We start from the raw sequence: 18,027 nt of genomic DNA on the forward strand, positions 1-18,027 counted from the left end.
GCCATCGAGACAGACGTCAGGCCATCGCCTCCGGCTTCTTGTCGCGCCGCCCTTCCGCCAGGTTCCGCACCACGACGTAGAAGATCGGCGTGAACAGAAGGCCGAACAGGGTGACGCCGATCATGCCGAAGAACACGGCGACGCCGACGGCCTGGCGCATCTCCGAGCCAGAGCCGGTCGAGATCACCAGCGGCAAGACGCCGAGGATGAACGCGAACGAGGTCATCAGGATCGGCCGCAAGCGCAGGCGGCAGGCATCGATGACGGCCTCCAGCCGCGGCTTGCCTTCGTTCTCGATATCGCGCGCGAATTCGACGATTAGGATCGCGTTCTTCGCCGCCAGTCCCACCAGCACGACGAAGCCAATCTGGGTCAGAATGTTGACGTCCTGGCCCATGACGCGAACGCCGATGGTGGCGGCGAGCAGGCACATCGGCACGATCAGAATCACCGCGAACGGCAGCGTCCAGCTGCCATATTGCGCGGCGAGGACGAGATAGACGAACAGCACGCAGATCGGAAATACGTAGAGACCGGCATTGCCGCCGGTGACCTGCTGATAGGACAGGTCGGTCCATTCGAAGGTGAAGCCGCTCGGTAAAGTATCGTTCGCGAGCTGCTTGATGGCGTTGAGCGCGGTGGTCGAGCTCGTGCCCGGCGCCGGCTCGCCCTGGAGTTCGGACGCCGCATAGAGATTGTAGCGAGCGACGCGGTCGGGTCCCGAGACGTCCTTGAACTCGACCACGCTGCCGAGCATCACCATGTCGCCGGAAGCGTTGCGCGTGCGCAGGCGCGCAAGGTCGCTCGGTTCTTTCCGGAACGGGAAGTCGGCCTGCGCGGTGACGTGGTAGGTGCGGCCGAACAGGTTGAAGTCGTTGACATAGGTCGACCCGAAATAGGTCTGGATCGTCTCGTTGATGTTGGAGATGGGCACGCCCAGCTTCTGCGCCTTGGTGCGGTCGATGTCGACGAAGAGCTGCGGCGTGTTGGCCGTGAACGGCGAGAACACCGAGGGGGCGAGCAGCGAGGGCGATTTGCGCGCGGCGGCGACAAGCTCGTCGGTGGCGGCTGCGAGCATTTCAGGCCCGCGGCCCTGGCGGTCCTGGATGCGGATGGCAAAGCCGCCGCCGGTGCCGATGCCGGGCACGGCCGGCGGCGGAATCACGATGATGAAAGCGCCCTGGATCGCGGACAGGCGCTTGCGCAGCTCGGCCGTGATGGCATTCGCGGACAGGCCCTTCTTCAGCCGCGCCTCGGGCTCGTCGAACACCGGGAACAGCGCCGCCGCATTGCCGGCCTGCGTGCGGGTGGCGCCGGAGAAACCGGCAAAGGCGGCGACTCGAACGATGCCCGGCGTATCCAGCGAGATCCGCTCGATCTCGCGAACAACCTCGGTGGTGCGCGCCAGCGACGCCGCGCCCGGCAATTGCACGGATATGATGACGTAGCCGCGATCCTGCGCCGGGATGAAGCCCTGCGGCGTGGTCACGATCAGCCAGCCGGCGCCGCCGATCAGCACGACGTAGATCAGCAGCATCACCACCGAATGGCGAATCGCGAAATTGGCGAGGCCGGCATAGCCATGCGCCAGCCGGTCGAACACGCGATTGAACACGCCGGTGAACGCATTCCAGCCGCGCGCGATGATGTTCCAGGTGGCCGGCGGCCGCTTTTCTTCGTGTGGCGTGAGGATCTGCGAGGCCAGCGCGGGCGAGAGCGTCAGCGAGCAGAAGCAGGAGATCGCCGTCGCAACGGCGATGGTGACGGCGAATTGCTGGAAGAACTGCCCGGAGATGCCGCCGAGGAACGCGGTCGGGACGAACACCGCGCATAGCACCAGGGCGATCGAGACCAGTGCGCCGCCGACCTCCTCCATCGTCTTCAGCGCGGCATCGCGACGACTGAGACCGTGTTCGAGATGGCGTTCGACATTCTCGACCACGACGATGGCGTCGTCGACCACGATGCCGACCGCGAGGACGAGCCCGAACAGGGTGAGATTGTTGATGGAGAACCCGAGCGCCGCCATCACCGCGAACGTGCCGACCAGCGAGACCGGAATCGCGATGATCGGAATGATCGCGGGCCGCCATCCCTGCAGGAACACCAGCACGACGACGACCACGAGCAGCATGGCCTCGTAGATGGTCTTGATCAGCTCGTGGACCGACTGGGCGATGAACTCGGTCGGGTTGTAGCCGATATTGAAGTCCAGCCCCCTGGGAAAGCTCTCCTTGAGCCTCGTCATGGTGTCGGAGATGTTCTTTGCGGTCGCGAGCGCGTTCGAGCCCGGCCGCTGCGTCACCAGCATCGCGACCGCCGACTTGCGCAGCAGAAAGCTGTTGGTGCTGTAAGCCAGCGCCCCGAGCTCGATGCGGGCGACGTCGCGCAGCCGCACCGTGCGGCCGTCAGGGCCGGCCTTGATCAGGATATCCTCGAACTGCTTCTGGTCCTTCAAACGTCCGGTGAAGGTGAGGTTGGGCTGGAAGGCGCGATCGGCGATCGGCGGCTCGGCGATCTGGCCGCCCGCGATCTGCACGTTCTGGGCGCGGATGGCCGCGAGCACCTCGGCCGAGGTCAGGCCGAGATTGGCGATTCTGTCGGGATCGAGCCACAGCCGCATCGAATAGTCGCGGGCGCCGAAGATCTGGATGTCGCCGACGCCGTCGATGCGCAAGAGCTGGTCGCGGACCTGGAGCAGCGCATAATTGGAGATGTAAAGCTGGTCGAACGTGTCGTCCGGCGACAGCATGAACACGACCATCAGGATGTCGGGCGAGTTCTTGCGGGTGGTGACGCCGTTGCGCTGCACTTCCTCTGGAAGGCGCGGCTGCGCGATGGCGACGCGATTCTGCACCAGCACCTGGGCCTTGTCGAGATCGGTGCCGAGCTTGAAGGTGACGGTGATGGTGAGCTGGCCGTTCGAGGTCGCCTGGCTGTAGAGATACAGCATGTCCTCGACACCGTTGATCTCCTGCTCGATGGGAGCTGCGACCGTGTCGGACACGGTCTGGGCGGAGGCGCCGGGATATTGCGTCGTGACGACGACGGTCGGCGGCACCACTTGCGGATATTCGGAGACCGGCAGCGTGGTGTAGGCGAGCGCACCGACGATCAGGAGCACGATCGACAGCACCATCGCCAAAATGGGCTGGTTGATGGAGAGGCGGCCAAGATTCATGACTTGCCACCGGCCGGCGCTTGCGCGGTCTGGGGAGCGACCTTGGCGCCGACGCGGGCGCGCTGGATGCCGTTGACGATGACACGATCGTCCGGCTTCAGCCCTTCACGGATCACGCGCAGGCCGTCGTCGAGCGGACCGAGCACGACGGGGCGTGCCTCGACCGTATCATCAGGCTTGACCACGAACACGATCTTGCGGGACTGGTCGGTTGCGATCGCAGCGTCCGGAATCAGCAGCGCCTCGTAAGGCGCGCTGCCGATCAGGCGGACGCGGCCGAACTGGCCGGGCAGGATCGAAAGATCCGTGTTCTTCACCACCGCGCGGCTGCGCAGCGTGCCGGTCGACACGTCCAGCCGATTGTCGAGGAAATTGACGGTGCCCTCGCGCGAGGGCTTGGTCTCGCCGGCCAGCGTCACTTGCACCGGGTTCGCGGTATCGCGCGAACTTGGCCGCCGTCCTTCGAACCACAATTTGCTGTATTTGATGAACGTCGCCTCATCCATGTCGAAATAGATGTAGATCGGATCGAGCGCGACGATCGAAGTCAGCAGCGTCGAGGTGCCGGTGTCGCTGCCCTGCACGAGATTGCCGGGGCTGACGAGATGGCGGCTGACGCGGCCGGTCAAGGGCGCTGCCACATGCGTGAACTCGATGTTGAGCTTGGCGGCCTTCAGCGCGCCCTCGGCCTGCATCTCGGCGGCGTGCGCAGCCTGCAAGGCCTGGCGGCGCTGATCGACGACCTGTTCGGAGACCGCGCTGGTCTGCACGAGGCTGAGACCACGGTCGAGCTCGCGCTTGGCGAGCTCCACTCGCGCCCGTGCGTCTGACAGCTGGCCCTCCGCCTGAGTGGCCACCGCCTCGAACGGGCGCGGATCGATCACGTAGAGCAGGTCACCCTGACGCACGATGGCGCCGTCCTGGAATTCGACCGAGTTGACGAAGCCACCGACCCGCGGCCGCACCTGGACCTCCTCCACCGCCTCGAAGCGGCCGGTGAACTCGTCCCAATCGGTGACTGTGCGCTTGACCGGCTGGGCGACCGTCACCGCCGGCGCCGGCGGAGCCGCAGCCTGCGATGCCGGCTTGTCGCAGCCGGACAGGGCGAACGCGGCGGCGAGAAGCCCGGCAATTGCGCTGACCTGAACGAAATCGTGCTTTTTGATCAACTGCCTGCTTCCGTCCGGTCCGCTCATCCCCAGGTCCTCGCATCAAAGCCGCAGAAAATGCAGGGTACGCCTCTACCTGCGGGCGCCACAAGATGTGTTGCAAAGATGAACTCTTCAAGACCAATGCGCGCGCAATGCTCCGAACGGCGCCCTGACCGGATGACGGGTTGACAGAGAGAGACGGTGCCGGGCAAGGCAGTTGCGGCAAGCCGAACCCTGCCGTAAACGACGGGCACTCGGAATTGCGAGCTTTTCCCGGCGGCTGTCCTTCGAGATGCCCGCTTCAGACGGGCCCATCGAGACAGAGACAGAGAGAGAGCTACTTACGCAGCCTGGCCTTGGCGCCGGCGACGATCTGCATGGCGACGCCGGCCATCCAGCCGACCAAGACGAGCCAGGTCCAGGCCATGTGCGGATCGAGCCGGAGCACGATCACGGCGACCGAGGCGAACGCGGTGAGCGTGGCGGAGAGCGTGCCGGCGGCGCTCATGAGCTCGGCGGCGTCGATCTGGCTGTGCGCATCGTCGAAAGGCATCTGCGGCGTGTCGATGCCGAGATAGAAGCCGATGCCGCCGAGCAGCATCATCAGCAGCAGGAAGCCCTGCGTGGTGAGGGTGGGGATCGCCGAGCCGACATAGGCGCCGACGAACAATCCGCACGCGGCCCCCGCCATGGCAAGGCCGACGCGCTCGAACACATGGGCAGTTTTACGAAAACGAAAACGCATGGCCAGCCTCCGCGAGGCGTTGAGTGTGGAGAGGTTAGGCCAGTTTTAAGGGGCGTGGAAGGTGAGGAGGTTTACGGATGCGTGAGGGGTGGCAGCGCGCGCACCCCACTCGCTCTCACCTCGCCCCGAACGTGGTCTTGCCGAACAGCGCCTTTTGCGTGGACGGCTGCGAGCGCCAATATTGCGGCGGCGCCTCGACCACGCCGCCGAGCTCGGCGGCGGCGTGCCAGCCCCAGCGCGGATCGTAGAGCAGGCCGCGGGCGAGCGCGACCATGTCGGCCTTGCCCGACGCGACGATCTCCTCCGCGTGCTTCGACTCGGTGATCAGGCCGACGGCGATGGTGGGCAGGCCGGTCTCGCGCTTGATCGCCTCTGCAAACTGCACCTGATAGCCGGGGCCGAGCGGGATTTTCTGCAGCGGCGAGACGCCGCCGGAGGATGCATCGATCCAGTCGACGCCGCGCGCCTTGAGTGCGTTCGCGAATTCGATGGTCTGTGCCAGATCCCAGCCGCCCTCGACCCAATCGGTCGACGACACCCGCATGCCGACCGGCTTGCCGGCGGGGAACGCGGCGCGCACCGCCTCGAACACCTCCAGCGGAAAGCGCATGCGGTTCGCGAGGCTACCGCCATATTCGTCGGTGCGCCGGTTCGAGATCGGCGACAGGAATTGATGCAAGAGATAGCCATGCGCGCCATGCACCTCGATGGCGTCGATGCCGAGCCGCGCGGCGCGCTTTGTGCTGTCGACGAAGGCCTCGCGGATGCGCTTCAAGCCCGCGGCATCGAGCGCGAGCGGCGCGGCCTCGCCCTCCTTGTGCGGCACCGCCGACGGCCCGACCGTCTGCCAGCCGCCCTGCTCGACCGGGATCAGCTGGCCCCCGTCCCAGGGGCGGGCGCTGGAGGCCTTGCGGCCGGCATGGGCGAGCTGCATTGCGATCGCGGTGGAGGAATGCTTGCGAACCGAATGCAGGATCGGCTTCAGCGCGGCCTCGCAGGCGTCGCTGTAGAGCCCGAGGCAGCCCGGCGTGATACGGCCGATCGCCTCGACATGCGTCGCCTCGATGCAGAACATCGCCGCGCCCGACAGGCTGAGATTGTTGATGTGGGTGAAGTGCCAGTCGGTGGCGACGCCGTCATCGGCCGAATATTGGCACATCGGCGACACCACGAGGCGGTTCTTCAACGTCAGGCCGCGCAGCTTGATCGGGGAAAACAGGACGGACATGCGGGAAGTTCCGGGGGATGGAGGGAGATGGGATCAGTGTAGTGGGCGCGCGGCGGATTGCTAGCGGGGCGCGGGAATGGCGGGTCGCCTGTTCGTGCATTCCGGCAATGGCTTGATGGTCAGCTGCGCCATAGACTCCGCCGTCATCCCGGGGCGCGCCTCGCGCGCCCCGGGATGACGGCGGAGTTTGCCGCAGGGCAGTGCCGGCTACTCCGCCAGCGTGAATTGCAGCAGCAGGGTTCGCTGCAACATCGAGAAATTGTCGTCGGAGATCAGGGTCAGCACCGTCTCGCCGTCGGCGGTGACGTGGGCGTCGATGCCTTCCATGTTGTCGATCTCGTGGCCGAGATCGGCGGCGAACAGCGTCAGGCCGTCGACGACGGCGCCCGGCGCGATTCCCTTCAGCGGGATTGCGCGGATGCGGATGTTGACGCCGGTGAACCAGGAAAATTTACGTTCGAGGATGAGCAGATCGCCCGAGGGCAGCAGCACCGCGTCGCTGATGTCAAAATTCTCCGAGCGCCGCACGCTGAATTGGCCGGGCGTCGAGCCGCCGATCAGGAAAGCGAGGAGGTTGCCGTCGGCATCGAGCCCGCGCTCGGAAAAGGCAATCAGCGTGCCCGCGAGCGGCTGGGCCTGGCTCTTGCCCGCTCCCTGCGCTTTGGGCACGACGACCATCGCCTCCAGCCCCTTGTTGTAGGGCAGCTTGCGCAGGGCCGGTGGGACGGCGATCACTTCGCCGCGGGCGCCCGTGGCGCCCTTGGCGAAATCATAACGCAGGATCTGATTGACGCGTTCGAGCCCGACATAGACGAGGTTGCCGTCGCGCGCGAGCGACTCGGTATCGTACCAGAGCCGCTTCTCGGTGATCGGCCGCCCGTCGGCGCCCAGCACCGGCGCGGCCTCGACATCGGTGAGCCCGACCATCTCGCGGCCGGAATAGCGGATGCTGCCGGTGAACCAGCCGCCCTGATCGGAGATCGCAAGAAAGCGCTCGCCCTTGCCGTCGAGGAAGCGGAGGCCCGACAGCCCGCCGAAGCCGCGATAGGGCGAGGTCAGCACCAGGCCGCTCCGAAAATCCAGCGAGCCGAAGCGCGTGCGCGAGCGGTCGCGCGGCTCGAAATTGGCAATGCTACGCGCGTTGACCTCGACGCTGACCGGCGCGGTGACGGCATGCTCGAGCTGGAGGGCGCGCGGCGGCGGCTCGGTCTTGGGCTGCAGCTGCGCCTGCGCCAAGCGCGGCAACGCGAGAGTGGAAAATCCCGCCGCCGCGAGGCTGACGAAGCTGCGGCGGGATGGATGCGTGCTCACGAATGCAATTTGCGTCGCGGGCGACCGGCCGCTTGCGTTGGCGCCGTGTTGGTCTCGCTGAAGAGCTCGGCAAGCTTTTCGGTGATCGCGCCGCCGAGTTCTTCCGCGTCCACGATCGTTACCGCGCGGCGATAATAGCGCGTCACGTCATGGCCGATGCCGATCGCGATCAGCTCGACCGGCGAGCGGGTCTCGATCTCCTCGATGATGTGGCGCAGATGCCGCTCGAGATAATTGCCCGGATTGACCGACAACGTGGAATCGTCGACCGGCGCGCCGTCCGAGATCATCATCAAGATCTTGCGCTGCTCGGGCCGGCCGAGCAGGCGCTTGTGCGCCCAGTCCAGCGCCTCGCCGTCGATGTTCTCCTTCAAGAGGCCCTCGCGCATCATCAGGCCCAGGTTTTTCCGCGCACGACGCCACGGGGCGTCCGCGGACTTGTAGATGATGTGGCGGAGATCGTTGAGGCGGCCGGGATTGGCCGGCTTGCCGGCGGCAAGCCATGCCTCGCGCGATTGCCCGCCCTTCCAGGCCCGCGTGGTGAAGCCGAGAATCTCGACCTTGACGCCGCAACGCTCCAGCGTGCGCGCGAGGATGTCGGCACAGGTCGCGGCGACCGTGATCGGGCGGCCGCGCATGGAACCGGAATTGTCGAGCAGCAGCGTCACTACGGTGTCGCGGAACGTCGCCTCCTTCTCGTGCATGAAGGACAGCGGGTGATAGGGATCGGTGACGACGCGCGACAGCCGCGCAGGGTCGAGGATGCCCTCCTCGAGATCGAACTCCCAGGCGCGATTCTGCTGCGCCATCAGGCGGCGCTGCAGCCGGTTGGCGAGACGGGCGACGATGCCCTGCAGATGTGCGAGCTGCTTGTCGAGATAGGCGCGCAGCCGCTCCAGCTCGTCATGGTCGCAGAGATCCTCGGCGGCGATGACCTCATCGAACTTGGGCGCGAAGGCGTGATATTCCGGCCCACGCGGCTCGTTCCTGCCGTGCTGGTTCGGGCGCGTCGCCTCGCCCGGCGTCTCGTCATCACCGAGCTCGCCATCGTCGAAGGTGTCGGAGGTGGAGGCCTGCGCGCTTTCCATCGCGCTCTCGCTCATCTCCTCGCTGGTTGCCTGCGCCTGGTCGGCGCTCATTTCCTGCGCGGCGTCGGAATCGGGCGAGCCTTCGGCGCCGGACTGGTCGTTGTCGCCGTCCTGGTTCTCCTCGTTCTCGTCGTTGTCCTCGCTGTCGGCGTTGCGCTCGTCGCCAAGCTCGAGGGCCGACAGCAGGTCATGCACGGCATCGCCGAACTTGGTCTGATCCTCGAGCACGCCGTCGAGCCGGTCGAGCCGCTTGCCGATCTTGTCTTCGAGGATCGGTCGCCAGAGATCGACCATCTTCTTGGCCGCCGTCGGCGGCGCCATGCCGGTGAGGCGCTCGCGCACCAGCATCGCCAGCGCGTCCGCCAGCGGCGCGTCGGCGCGGTCGGTGATCTCGTCGAACTTGCCGCGGTGGAAATGGTCGTCGAGCATCGCGGTGAGGTTCTTGGCAACGCCCGCCATGCGGCGCGCGCCGATCGCCTCGACGCGGGCCTGCTCCACCGCCTCGAACACGCCGCGCGCCTGCGGATTGCCGGGCATCAGCTTGCGGTGAACCTTGGGATCGTGACAGGCGAGCTTGAGCGCGATGGAATCGGCATGGCCGCGCACGATCGCGGCGTCACGCTTCGTCATCTTGCGCGCGGGCTCAGGCAGCCGCGCCTTGCCGGGCGCAAGGCCCGGGCGCTCGGCCGCGAAGGAGACGTCGAGCTCGGGCGCCTTTGCGATCGCCTTCAGACAGGAGGCGACCGAGCGCTTGAACGGCTCAGTCGGTGCTTCCTTGTTGCTGCGGAATTTGGAGTTGGAGGCGGTCATCTGACCCTATCTGTCGTCCCGGCGAAGGCCGGGACCATAACCACCGGCCGCTCTTGTGTCAGGAAACTATCAGCGTCGCTTCAATCGAGACATCACGCGGTATGGGTCCCGGCCTTCGCCGGGACGACACACCGTGAGAGATCAGCTCAGCGCGACGTTGATTGCCGATTCCGGCAGCTCCGCATTGAAGCAGCGCTGGTAGAACTCGGCGACCAGGGGCCGTTCGAGCTCGTCGCATTTGTTGAGGAAGGTGACGCGGAAGGCGAAGCCGATATCGCCGAAGATGTCGGAGTTTTCCGCCCAGGTGATCACCGTGCGCGGGCTCATCACCGTCGACAGATCGCCATTGGCGAAGGCGTTGCGGGTGAGGTCGGCGAGGCGCACCATTTTGTTGACGATGTCGCGGCCCTCCTGCGTGCGATAGTGCTTGGCCTTGGCCAGCACGATCTCGACTTCCTCGTCGTGGCTGAGATAGTTCAGCGTGGTGACGATCGACCAGCGGTCCATCTGGCCCTGGTTGATCTGCTGGGTGCCGTGATAGAGGCCCGAGGTGTCGCCGAGGCCGACGGTGTTGGCGGTGGCGAACAGCCGGAACGCCGGATGCGGCTTGATCACCTTGTTCTGGTCCAAGAGCGTCAGGCGGCCCGAAACCTCCAGCACGCGCTGGATCACGAACATCACGTCCGGGCGGCCGGCGTCGTATTCGTCGAACACCAGCGCGACGTTGTTCTGCAGCGCCCAAGGCAGGATGCCGTCGCGAAATTCAGTGACCTGCTTGCCGTCGCGGACCACGATCGAGTCCTTGCCGACGAGGTCGATACGGCTGATGTGGCTGTCGAGGTTGACGCGCACGCAGGGCCAGTTCAGACGTGCCGCGACCTGCTCGATATGGGTGGATTTGCCGGTGCCGTGATAGCCGGTCACCATCACGCGGCGGTTCCTGGCAAAGCCCGCGAGAATGGCCAGCGTGGTGGCGCGGTCGAAGCGGTAATCGGAATCCACTTCGGGCACATGAGGATCGACTTCGGAATAGGCCGGGACTTCGAGATCACTGTCGATCCCGAACACCTGGCGCACCGACACCTTCATGTCGGGCAGGCCGGAAACTTCCTCAACTTTGGACAGGGCGGCGGTCGTCATCAATCCTCCGAGGTCCCGGGCGGTCCCGAAACCGGTATTCGCACGTTGGCTGCGGCTGGGTGCTGAAAATCAACCTATCAGAGACAACGAGCCGGCAGAAGCCCGCCCACCAATCAAAGTTCCGTTGTCTTTTCATTTAGATAGGCAAGGAACGCAGTTTTTGGAGGGCTGCCTTGCGAATCACGCCGAAATTCGGGCGGGTCGGCCCCAATCCGTGCGAATGGTACTTTGGCCGTATGCAGTTACTTATGTAGGGTCCGAAGCCCTCATGCTCCAGCCCTTCAAGAGACGACGTGACGTCCTTCCTCGATCCCCTCATCGCCTTCGTTTCCGCCCATGCGTGGCTGGCCTATCTGACCCTGTTCCTGGCGGCGCTGCTCGAAGCCGTTCCGGTGGTGGGATCGGTGATCCCCGGCTCGACCATCATCCTGGCGCTGAGCGCCCTGATCCCCGGCGGCGAATTGCAGCTGCCATGGGTGCTCTTGGCGGCCGCAACTGGTGCCGTACTCGGCGACGGGGCGGCCTATTGGATCGGGCACAGGCGGCAGCGCGAGATCCTCAACACCTGGCCGCTGACCAATTATCCACGCGTGGTCGCGGAGAGCGAAAACTTCTTCAACCGCTTCGGCACCTGGGCCGTGTTCTTCGCCCGCTTCGTGCCGCCGATCCGCGCCTTCGTGCCCGTGACCGCCGGCGCGCTGGGCATGGCGCCCACGAAATTCTATGCCGTGAACATCCCGGCGATCCTGGCCTGGGCGCCCGCCCATGTGCTGCCGGGCGTCTTGGCCGTGTCGGCCCTGCATGAATATGCCGGGCTGCATCATCATGCGCATGTCGGCAAGCACATCTGGATGCTGACCGTTGCAGGGGTTGCGATCGTGCTGGGCGTGGGGATGTGGATCTATCGCCGACGGTATGGCGGCGCGACGGCCAAGCCGCAGGTTTAGGCAGACGCCACATCACAACCGTCGTCCCTGCGTTCGCAGGCACCGAGTTTGTGCGAGAGCATCGCACCCATGACATCCGTGTGATTGACCTGCTCCACCGCTAGCGGCACGTTGGCCCGGATCCTCGCGCCCGCCACCCCATGTTCACCATCGCCAGCCTCTGGATTCCCTTCACCATCGTTGCCGCGCTCGGGCAGGTCGCGCGCAATGCGATGCAGCGGTCGTTGACGAAGCCGCTGGGGACCTGGGGCGCGACCAATATCCGCTTCCTGTTCGGCTTTCCGTTCTCGCTGCTGTTCCTGGGGCTGGTGCTGCTCGCGACCGGCGATCATCTGAGCCCGCCGCCAGCCGTGTTCTGGCCATGGCTGCTGTTGGGCGCGCTCAGCCAGATCGTCGCCACCGGGCTGATGCTGCTCGCGATGAACGACCGCTCGTTTGTCGTGACGACGGCCTACCTGAAGACCGAGGCGATCCAGACCGCGATATTCGGCTTCGTCTTCCTCGGCGATCACCTGACCTGGCTGAAGGTGCTCGCGATCATGATCGCCACCGTCGGCGTCGTCATCACCGCGCTCCGCCCCGGCGGCGACAAGAGCTTTGCCGAGCTGAAGCCGACCATCACCGGCCTCGTTGCCGCGGCGGCCTTCGCGCTGTCAGCGGTCGGCTTTCGCGGCGCCATCATCAATGTGCCCGACGTGTCCTTCGTGACCGCGGCGTCAATTACGCTGGCGCTCGGCCTGTTCGTGCAGACGCTGGTGCTGACGATCTACCTGCTCTGGCGCGCGCCGGACGTGCTCCGAGGAATCCTCAGGTTATGGCGACCGTCGATGCTCGCGGGCTTCATCGGCGCCTTCGCTTCGCAATTCTGGTTCCTCGCCTTTGCACTGACGGCGGCCGCCAACGTCCGCACACTCGCCTTGATCGAGGTGCTGTTCGCGCAAGCCGTGGCGTATTACTCGTTCAAGCAGCCGATCGCGCCGCGCGAGCTTGCAGGCATTGCGCTGATTGTCCTGGGCGTCGCTGTGCTGGTGGGAGCTTAATTCCGGTCTTCCGGCAGCGTCGGCAGCGGTGAGACCTCGATGCCTTCGTCGATCAGCGACTTCGCCTCTTCGGGCGAGGCTTCGCCATAGATTGGGCGGTGCTCCTTGTCGCCGTAATGCATGGCGCGGGCTTCGTTGGCGAAGCGCTCACCGACATTGTCGGCGTTCTTGACGATGTGGTCGCGCAGCTCTTTCAGCTTGGCGCGCAGCTCGCGCTCCTGCGCCATCAGCAGCGAGGTCGGCCCTGACGGCGCAGCCTCGGGCGTGGTCGCGGCCACGGGCTCCGGCGGCGGCGTGGCGCGACCGCGCCCCTTCTTGCCGACGATGCGCGGCGCCATGATCGCCTTGTCGACCTTGGCTGAGCCGCAGATCGGGCAGGTCACGAGCTTGCGCTTCACCTGCGAATCATAGGCCGACGAGCTCTGGAACCAACTTTCGAAGGCGTGATTGCGGTCGCAGTGGAGCGCGTAGCGGATCATGCCGAGCCCCGCACGAGGTGCAAATGGTCCGGCCCGGCCTTGGGATCGGAGACGCCGAAGCGGCGGCCGTGCTGGAGCGAGGGAATCGCCCGGCGCGCGGTCTCGACCTTGGCCGGGTCGATCCTAGCCATGATGATGCCCGGCTCGACATCGCCTTCGGCGAGGATCTCGCCCCAAGGATCGACGATCAGCGAATGCCCGTAGGTCTCGCGCTTGTTCTCGTGGGTGCCGGCCTGCGCCGCGGCGAAGACGAAGCAGCCGGTCTCGATCGCACGGGCTCGCAGCAGCACGTGCCAATGCGCTTCACCGGTCTTGCGGGTGAAGGCGGACGGCACGGTGATGAAATAGGCGCCGCTTTCTGCGAGCGCACGGTACAGCGCCGGGAAGCGCAGATCGTAGCAGATCGTCAAGCCGATGCGGCCCCAGGGCAGATCCGAGATCACGGCGGTCTCGCCCGGCTGGTAATTGGCGGATTCGCGATAACTCTCGCCGTCCGGCAGCTCGATGTCGAACATGTGGATCTTGTCGTAGCTCGCGAGCACATTGCCCTCGGGCCCGATCAGGAAGGAGCGGTTGACCGCCTTCTCCGGCGAGAAGCGCAGCGCCAGCGAGCCGACATGGAGGTGAATCTTCAGCTCCGCCGCGAGCGCCCGGTAGGCCTTCAGCGAGGCATCGTCCTCTTCGCTCTGGAGATGCTCGAACAGCGCCTTGCGGTTCAGCTGCATCATGTTGCTGACTTCGGGTGTCTGCACGTAATCGGCGCCATCGGCCGCAGCCTGCCGGATCAGCTTCGTAGCCTGCTCGAGGCTCGGCCCGGGCATCAGGCCGGTGCGCATCTGCACCATGGCGGCGGTGAACGTGCGGTTCTCGCTCATGATACCGCCTTCACGCTTTCGAGCATGCCATCGAGCTTGCCTTCGCGATCGAGCGCATAGAGGTCGTCACAGCCGCCGACATGGGTGCCGCCGATCCAGATCTGCGGGAAGGTCGAGCCCTGGCCGGCGCGGCCGTACATTTCCTGGCGCCAGGACGGGTTCTTGGCGACGTCGAATTCGGTGAAGGTCGCCTTCTTGCGGGTCAGCAGTGACTTGGCGGCGGAACAATAGCCGCAGCCCGGCCGGGTGTAGATCTCGACAGCAGCAGTCATTCGTCTGGCGCTCTCATGTCATGAATTCATTGAATTATATGGGACGGGGCCCGCTCTCGACAACCCGGGCAAAGACCAGCACGTCGACCTGGGCCGCCTTGGCGCGGAGCAGGGCCCGCGCGCAGGTGTCGAGCGTAGCCCCTGACGTCAGGACATCGTCGATCAGGACAACGCGGCGGCCCTGGACCTCGGCCTGACGGTCGGGAGATACCTGAAATGCGCCCTGCACATTGGTGGCGCGCTGGGCCCGCGACAGGCCGATCTGCTGCTCGGTGGCGCGCACCCGCCGCAGCACGTCGCCCCGCACCTTGATCCCGCTCTGCCGCTCGATGACACGCGCGAGCGCGCCCGACTGGTTGTAACGGCGCCGCCAGGCCCGCCGCCAATGCAGGGGCACGGGCACCAGCATGTCGGCGCCGGTCAGCAACTCGCGGCCCGCGCGCGCCATCCAACGGCCCATGGCCGGTGCCAGATCGGTACGGTCCTGATATTTCAGCGCATGCACCAGCATGCGCGCGACGTCGTCGTAGCGTACCGCCGCGCGGGCGCGCTGGTAGGTCGGCGGGCTCGCGATCGCCTCCATCGACAGCATCTCGGGGCCGGGGTCGTAAACGAAGGGAATGCCGAGCCGCGGGCAATAGGGCCGCTCGATGAACGACAGCCGCGCCCAGCAGGAAGCGCAAACGCCCTCGCCATCGACCGGCTCCCGGCACGATACGCACTGTGTCGGCAGGGCGATGTCGAGCGCGAGCCGCGCCGCCCGCGCCAGCACGTGGCGGCCGGCCGTCCACGCGCTCCGCAGCGGTGCGGCGATGGAACGGATGGGGGGAGCGTCGGCTTCCATGTGGGGAGGCTAACGCTGCACGCAGCGGATTGCCAGAACTGTGGAGATCGGCGTAACCAGCGGCATGGTCCGGACCGCTCAAATCCCGCCCGCCTTGTTTGATCGTGCCTTGCTGCAGAGGCGGCAGCAGCGCGCCCAGGCCCAAGGCGCGGTCACATTCCTGCTCGAGCGGGTCGCCGAGGACATGTCCGACCGCTTGGCAGCGGTGATGCGGGAGTTTCAAGCTCCCGCCGACCTCTGGACGCCCGGCGCGGGACTGGCGGCGTTGCGCACGCGGCTTCCCTCCATCGAACACATCGCGCTCGACGCGGCCGGCGCGGAGAAGTTGCCCCTCGCGCCTGAGAGCCTCGATCTCGTCGTCTCGGCGCTGGCGCTGCAATACGTCAACGACCTGCCGGGTGTGCTCGCGCAAATCCGCCGGGCACTCAAGCCGGACGGGCTGCTGCTTGCTGCCATGATCGGCGGCGACAGCCTCACCGAGCTGCGGCAGGCGTTTGCCGCGGCGGAAGCCGAATGCGAGGGCGGTGTGTCGCCGCGCGTGGCGCCGTTCGCTGACCTTCGCGACATCGGTGCGCTATTGCAGCGGGCAGGCTTTGCGCTGCCGGTGACCGACGTCGACCGTGTCGTGGTGCGCTATGCCAATGCGTTCGCCTTGATGCAGGATCTCCGCCGCATGGGTGCGGCAAATGTGCTGATCGAGCGGCGCCGCACACCGAGCCGGCGCGCGACGCTGCTGCGCATGGCCGAGATCTACGCCGAGCGTTTTGCCGATGCCGACGGCCGCATCCGTGCGACCTTCGACATCGTCTGGCTCTCGGGCTGGGCCCCGCATGCGAGCCAGCAGCAGCCGCTGAAGCCGGGGTCGGCGAAAGCGAGCCTGGCGGAGGCGGTGAAGAAGGCGGGGAAGGAGTGATCTTTCTCTTCCGTCATGGCCGGGCTTGTCCCGGCCATCCACGTCTTTCAGGCTGGCACGAAGGCCGTGGATGCCCGGGACAAGCCCGGGCATGACGCCAGAGAGCGGTACCCTTCGACCTCACATCAACAAATCGATCAGATGCGGGATCAGCGGAATGTCCGCGGGCGGCATCGGGTAATCGCGCAGCTTGTTGGCGCGGACCCAGGCAAGGTTCTGGCCCTCGCGTGCGGTGACCAACCCCTCCCAGCGCCGGCAGATATAGAGCGGCATCAGCAGATGGAAGGTCTCGTAACCGTAGCTGGCGAAGGTCAGCGGCGCGAGGCACGGCTCGGCGACGTTGATGCCGAGCTCCTCATGAAGCTCCCGGATCAGGCTCTGCTCCGGCCGCTCGCCCGGCTCGAGCTTGCCGCCGGGGAATTCCCACAGGCCGGCCAGGGCCTTTCCTTCCGGGCGCTGCGCGATCAGGACGCGTTTGTCGGCGTCGACGAGCGCGCAGGCCACCACCAGTGTCAGTTTGAGATCGGCCATGCGCGTCTGTCGCTCGCTGAGATCGTTTGCAACGGTTTGTTAACCTCGTTGCAGTCTACGTTTCCAAGGTCACCATAAGTCATATTTAATCCGCAGTTCCTAGAGTGGGAACTCTTTAAACCACTCCAGGCCACCTCATGCGCGCTGCGCCTTCGGTTCTCGTCCGCCGGTTCGTCCACGACCGGAGCGGCAATATCGCGGTGATTTTCGCGCTCGCCTGCGTTCCCCTGATCAGTGCGGTCGGCTGCGCCATCGACTATTCGCGCGCGACGATGATCCGGTCCAAGCTTCAGGCCGCGGCGGATGCCGCCAGTGTCGGTTCGATCGCCAAGGCTTCGCCCGCCTTCAAGGCCGCCGGCAACATGACTGCGGACGGCTCGATTTCGGTCGGCATCACGGACGCCACGAACATTTTTAATGCCAATCGCGCCAGTCAGTCCGGCTACACGCTGACCGGCCTCACGCCGACCGTGGTCAAGTCCGGCTCGACCGTCACCGCGACGGTTTCGTTCAACGCAACTTTGAACACCATGTTCCTCGGCGTGATCGGCAAGTCGGTGCTGACGTTGAGCGGCACGTCGAAGGCGACGGCCAGCATGCCGCTCTATATCGATTTCTACCTGCTGCTGGACAATTCGCCGTCGATGGGCGTCGGTGCGACCCCGGCCGACGTGCAGAAGATGGTCAACAACACGTCGGACAAGTGCGCTTTCGCCTGCCACGATCTCAAGGACAAGAACAACTATTACGACCTTGCCAAGAAGCTTGGCGTGACCACCCGGATCGACGTGCTTCGGAGCGCCACCGAGTCCTTGATGGATACGGCAAACGCCACCGAGACCTATTCAAACCAGTTCAGAATGGCGATCTATGATTTCGGCGGCTCTGCAAGTTCGCTCGGCCTGCGCAGTCTGTTTTCGTTGTCGGCCTCTCTCTCCAGCGCCAAGGCGGCGGCCGGCAAGATCGACTTGATGTCGGTGAACGGCCAGAACGAGAATCACGATCAAGATACCCCATTCACCGCGGTCTTTCCCGCGATCAACGGCGAGATCAGCTCCCCCGGAAGCGGCACGTCGGCCAGTCCGCTCAAGTATCTGTTCTTCGTGTCCGACGGCGTGGCCGATGAGAGCAACACCGGATGCCTGAAACCGCTCTCGGGCAGCACGCGGTGCCAGTCGCCGCTCAACCCTGCGCTTTGCAAGACGATGAAGGATCGCGGCGTCAAGGTCGCGGTGTTGTATACGACGTATCTCGCGCTGCCGACCAACCCCTGGTACATGAAGTGGATCGATCCGTTCAATGCCGGCCCCTATGGCCCGTCGCCGAACAGCCAGATCGCACAGAACATGCAGAGCTGCGCTTCGCCGGGCCTGTATTTCGAGGTCAGCCCGACGCAAGGCATCGCGGACGCCATGAACGCGCTGTTCAAGAAGGCGGTCGCGGACGCGCGGATCTCCGGATGATGGCGCTCA

Annotated in this window: 16 protein-coding genes; 4 read left to right on the forward strand and 12 right to left on the reverse strand. The window is 65.6% G+C overall.

Features of this window, described 5'->3' with window-relative positions; genetic code table 11:
- Window positions 1-16: 16 nt before the first annotated feature.
- The 7 genes from I6F31_RS32845 to cobS all read right to left on the reverse strand — a co-directional run bounded on the left by I6F31_RS32845 (window position 17) and on the right by cobS (window position 10,654).
- Window positions 17-3,181 carry a multidrug efflux RND transporter permease subunit gene (locus I6F31_RS32845; protein ID WP_225186797.1) on the reverse strand — a complete coding sequence of 1,055 codons (3,165 nt, stop codon included), beginning with the start codon at window positions 3,179-3,181 and terminating at the stop codon, window positions 17-19.
- Window positions 3,178-4,377, reverse strand: a complete 1,200-nt coding sequence (locus I6F31_RS32850; RefSeq protein WP_036026265.1) for an efflux RND transporter periplasmic adaptor subunit — start codon at window positions 4,375-4,377, stop codon at window positions 3,178-3,180. Before I6F31_RS32850 ends, I6F31_RS32845 begins: the two co-directional genes overlap by 4 nt.
- A gap of 292 nt (window positions 4,378-4,669) precedes the next feature.
- On the reverse strand, window positions 4,670-5,077 hold the full coding sequence (locus I6F31_RS32855; RefSeq protein WP_036014633.1) for a hypothetical protein: 408 nt from the start codon (window positions 5,075-5,077) through the stop codon (window positions 4,670-4,672).
- Between the two features lie 115 nt (window positions 5,078-5,192).
- Window positions 5,193-6,305: an NADH:flavin oxidoreductase/NADH oxidase gene (locus I6F31_RS32860; protein WP_225148481.1), complete on the reverse strand. Its 1,113-nt coding sequence runs from the start codon at window positions 6,303-6,305 to the stop codon at window positions 5,193-5,195.
- Window positions 6,306-6,512: 207 nt separating this feature from the next.
- On the reverse strand, window positions 6,513-7,616 hold the full coding sequence (locus tag I6F31_RS32865) for an esterase-like activity of phytase family protein (protein ID WP_225186798.1): 1,104 nt from the start codon (window positions 7,614-7,616) through the stop codon (window positions 6,513-6,515).
- Window positions 7,613-9,514, reverse strand: coding sequence for a cobaltochelatase subunit CobT (gene cobT, locus I6F31_RS32870; protein WP_036014640.1), 1,902 nt, complete (start codon window positions 9,512-9,514; stop codon window positions 7,613-7,615). The genes I6F31_RS32865 and cobT overlap by 4 nt, the downstream gene beginning before the upstream one ends.
- Before the next feature lie 141 nt (window positions 9,515-9,655).
- Window positions 9,656-10,654, reverse strand: coding sequence for a cobaltochelatase subunit CobS (gene cobS / locus I6F31_RS32875; protein WP_036014642.1), 999 nt, complete (start codon window positions 10,652-10,654; stop codon window positions 9,656-9,658).
- Window positions 10,655-10,947: 293 nt separating this feature from the next.
- Here cobS and I6F31_RS32880 point away from each other — a divergent pair, with 293 nt between their 5' ends.
- Window positions 10,948-11,601 carry a DedA family protein gene (locus I6F31_RS32880; RefSeq protein WP_036026250.1) on the forward strand — a complete coding sequence of 218 codons (654 nt, stop codon included), beginning with the start codon at window positions 10,948-10,950 and terminating at the stop codon, window positions 11,599-11,601.
- A 140-nt stretch (window positions 11,602-11,741) separates the two neighbouring features.
- The gene (locus I6F31_RS32885; RefSeq protein WP_036026248.1) at window positions 11,742-12,641 is read left to right on the forward strand and encodes an EamA family transporter; all 900 of its coding nucleotides are present in this window, start codon (window positions 11,742-11,744) and stop codon (window positions 12,639-12,641) included.
- Here the strand turns inward: I6F31_RS32885 and I6F31_RS32890 are convergent.
- From I6F31_RS32890 to I6F31_RS32905, 4 genes are read right to left on the reverse strand one after another with little or no spacing between them, the layout of a single operon-like run.
- Window positions 12,638-13,120: a DUF1178 family protein gene (locus I6F31_RS32890; protein ID WP_036014648.1), complete on the reverse strand. Its 483-nt coding sequence runs from the start codon at window positions 13,118-13,120 to the stop codon at window positions 12,638-12,640. The genes I6F31_RS32885 and I6F31_RS32890 overlap by 4 nt on opposite strands.
- Entirely contained in the window at window positions 13,117-13,995 is an 879-nt protein-coding gene (locus tag I6F31_RS32895) for a carbon-nitrogen hydrolase family protein (protein ID WP_225127131.1), read from the reverse strand. The genes I6F31_RS32890 and I6F31_RS32895 overlap by 4 nt, the downstream gene beginning before the upstream one ends.
- Entirely contained in the window at window positions 13,992-14,267 is a 276-nt protein-coding gene (grxC, locus tag I6F31_RS32900) for a glutaredoxin 3 (RefSeq protein ID WP_036026245.1), read from the reverse strand. Before grxC ends, I6F31_RS32895 begins: the two co-directional genes overlap by 4 nt.
- Before the next feature lie 34 nt (window positions 14,268-14,301).
- Window positions 14,302-15,111: a ComF family protein gene (locus I6F31_RS32905; protein WP_225186799.1), complete on the reverse strand. Its 810-nt coding sequence runs from the start codon at window positions 15,109-15,111 to the stop codon at window positions 14,302-14,304.
- 64 nt (window positions 15,112-15,175) lie between these two features.
- Here I6F31_RS32905 and I6F31_RS32910 point away from each other — a divergent pair, with 64 nt between their 5' ends.
- On the forward strand, window positions 15,176-16,024 hold the full coding sequence (locus tag I6F31_RS32910) for a methyltransferase domain-containing protein (RefSeq protein ID WP_225148478.1): 849 nt from the start codon (window positions 15,176-15,178) through the stop codon (window positions 16,022-16,024).
- A gap of 120 nt (window positions 16,025-16,144) precedes the next feature.
- Here I6F31_RS32910 and I6F31_RS32915 read toward each other — a convergent pair whose 3' ends face one another.
- Window positions 16,145-16,555, reverse strand: a complete 411-nt coding sequence (locus tag I6F31_RS32915) for a (deoxy)nucleoside triphosphate pyrophosphohydrolase (protein ID WP_036014656.1) — start codon at window positions 16,553-16,555, stop codon at window positions 16,145-16,147.
- Between the two features lie 137 nt (window positions 16,556-16,692).
- Between I6F31_RS32915 and I6F31_RS32920 the strand changes: the two genes are divergently transcribed.
- A complete protein-coding gene (locus I6F31_RS32920; RefSeq protein ID WP_225148477.1) occupies window positions 16,693-18,018 on the forward strand; it encodes a TadE/TadG family type IV pilus assembly protein in 1,326 nt (441 codons plus the stop codon).
- The last annotated feature ends 9 nt before the right edge of the window (window positions 18,019-18,027 follow it).

This window comes from Bradyrhizobium sp. NBAIM01 (assembly GCF_020194115.1).
Lineage (GTDB): Bacteria > Pseudomonadota > Alphaproteobacteria > Rhizobiales > Xanthobacteraceae > Bradyrhizobium > Bradyrhizobium yuanmingense.

What these genes read in the sequence shown, in the direction of transcription:
- I6F31_RS32890 (WP_036014648.1), bottom strand. Translation starts at nt 13,120, where the DNA reads ATGATCCGCTACGCGCTCCACTGCGACCGCAATCACGCCTTCGAAAGT.
- I6F31_RS32920 (WP_225148477.1), top strand. Translation starts at nt 16,693, where the DNA reads ATGCGCGCTGCGCCTTCGGTTCTCGTCCGCCGGTTCGTCCACGACCGG.
- I6F31_RS32845 (WP_225186797.1), bottom strand. Translation starts at nt 3,181, where the DNA reads ATGAATCTTGGCCGCCTCTCCATCAACCAGCCCATTTTGGCGATGGTG.
- I6F31_RS32860 (WP_225148481.1), bottom strand. Translation starts at nt 6,305, where the DNA reads ATGTCCGTCCTGTTTTCCCCGATCAAGCTGCGCGGCCTGACGTTGAAG.
- I6F31_RS32855 (WP_036014633.1), bottom strand. Translation starts at nt 5,077, where the DNA reads ATGCGTTTTCGTTTTCGTAAAACTGCCCATGTGTTCGAGCGCGTCGGC.
- I6F31_RS32885 (WP_036026248.1), top strand. Translation starts at nt 11,742, where the DNA reads ATGTTCACCATCGCCAGCCTCTGGATTCCCTTCACCATCGTTGCCGCG.
- cobS (WP_036014642.1), bottom strand. Translation starts at nt 10,654, where the DNA reads ATGACGACCGCCGCCCTGTCCAAAGTTGAGGAAGTTTCCGGCCTGCCC.
- I6F31_RS32895 (WP_225127131.1), bottom strand. Translation starts at nt 13,995, where the DNA reads ATGAGCGAGAACCGCACGTTCACCGCCGCCATGGTGCAGATGCGCACC.
- I6F31_RS32910 (WP_225148478.1), top strand. Translation starts at nt 15,176, where the DNA reads ATGGTCCGGACCGCTCAAATCCCGCCCGCCTTGTTTGATCGTGCCTTG.
- grxC (WP_036026245.1), bottom strand. Translation starts at nt 14,267, where the DNA reads ATGACTGCTGCTGTCGAGATCTACACCCGGCCGGGCTGCGGCTATTGT.
- cobT (WP_036014640.1), bottom strand. Translation starts at nt 9,514, where the DNA reads ATGACCGCCTCCAACTCCAAATTCCGCAGCAACAAGGAAGCACCGACT.
- I6F31_RS32915 (WP_036014656.1), bottom strand. Translation starts at nt 16,555, where the DNA reads ATGGCCGATCTCAAACTGACACTGGTGGTGGCCTGCGCGCTCGTCGAC.
- I6F31_RS32905 (WP_225186799.1), bottom strand. Translation starts at nt 15,111, where the DNA reads ATGGAAGCCGACGCTCCCCCCATCCGTTCCATCGCCGCACCGCTGCGG.
- I6F31_RS32850 (WP_036026265.1), bottom strand. Translation starts at nt 4,377, where the DNA reads ATGAGCGGACCGGACGGAAGCAGGCAGTTGATCAAAAAGCACGATTTC.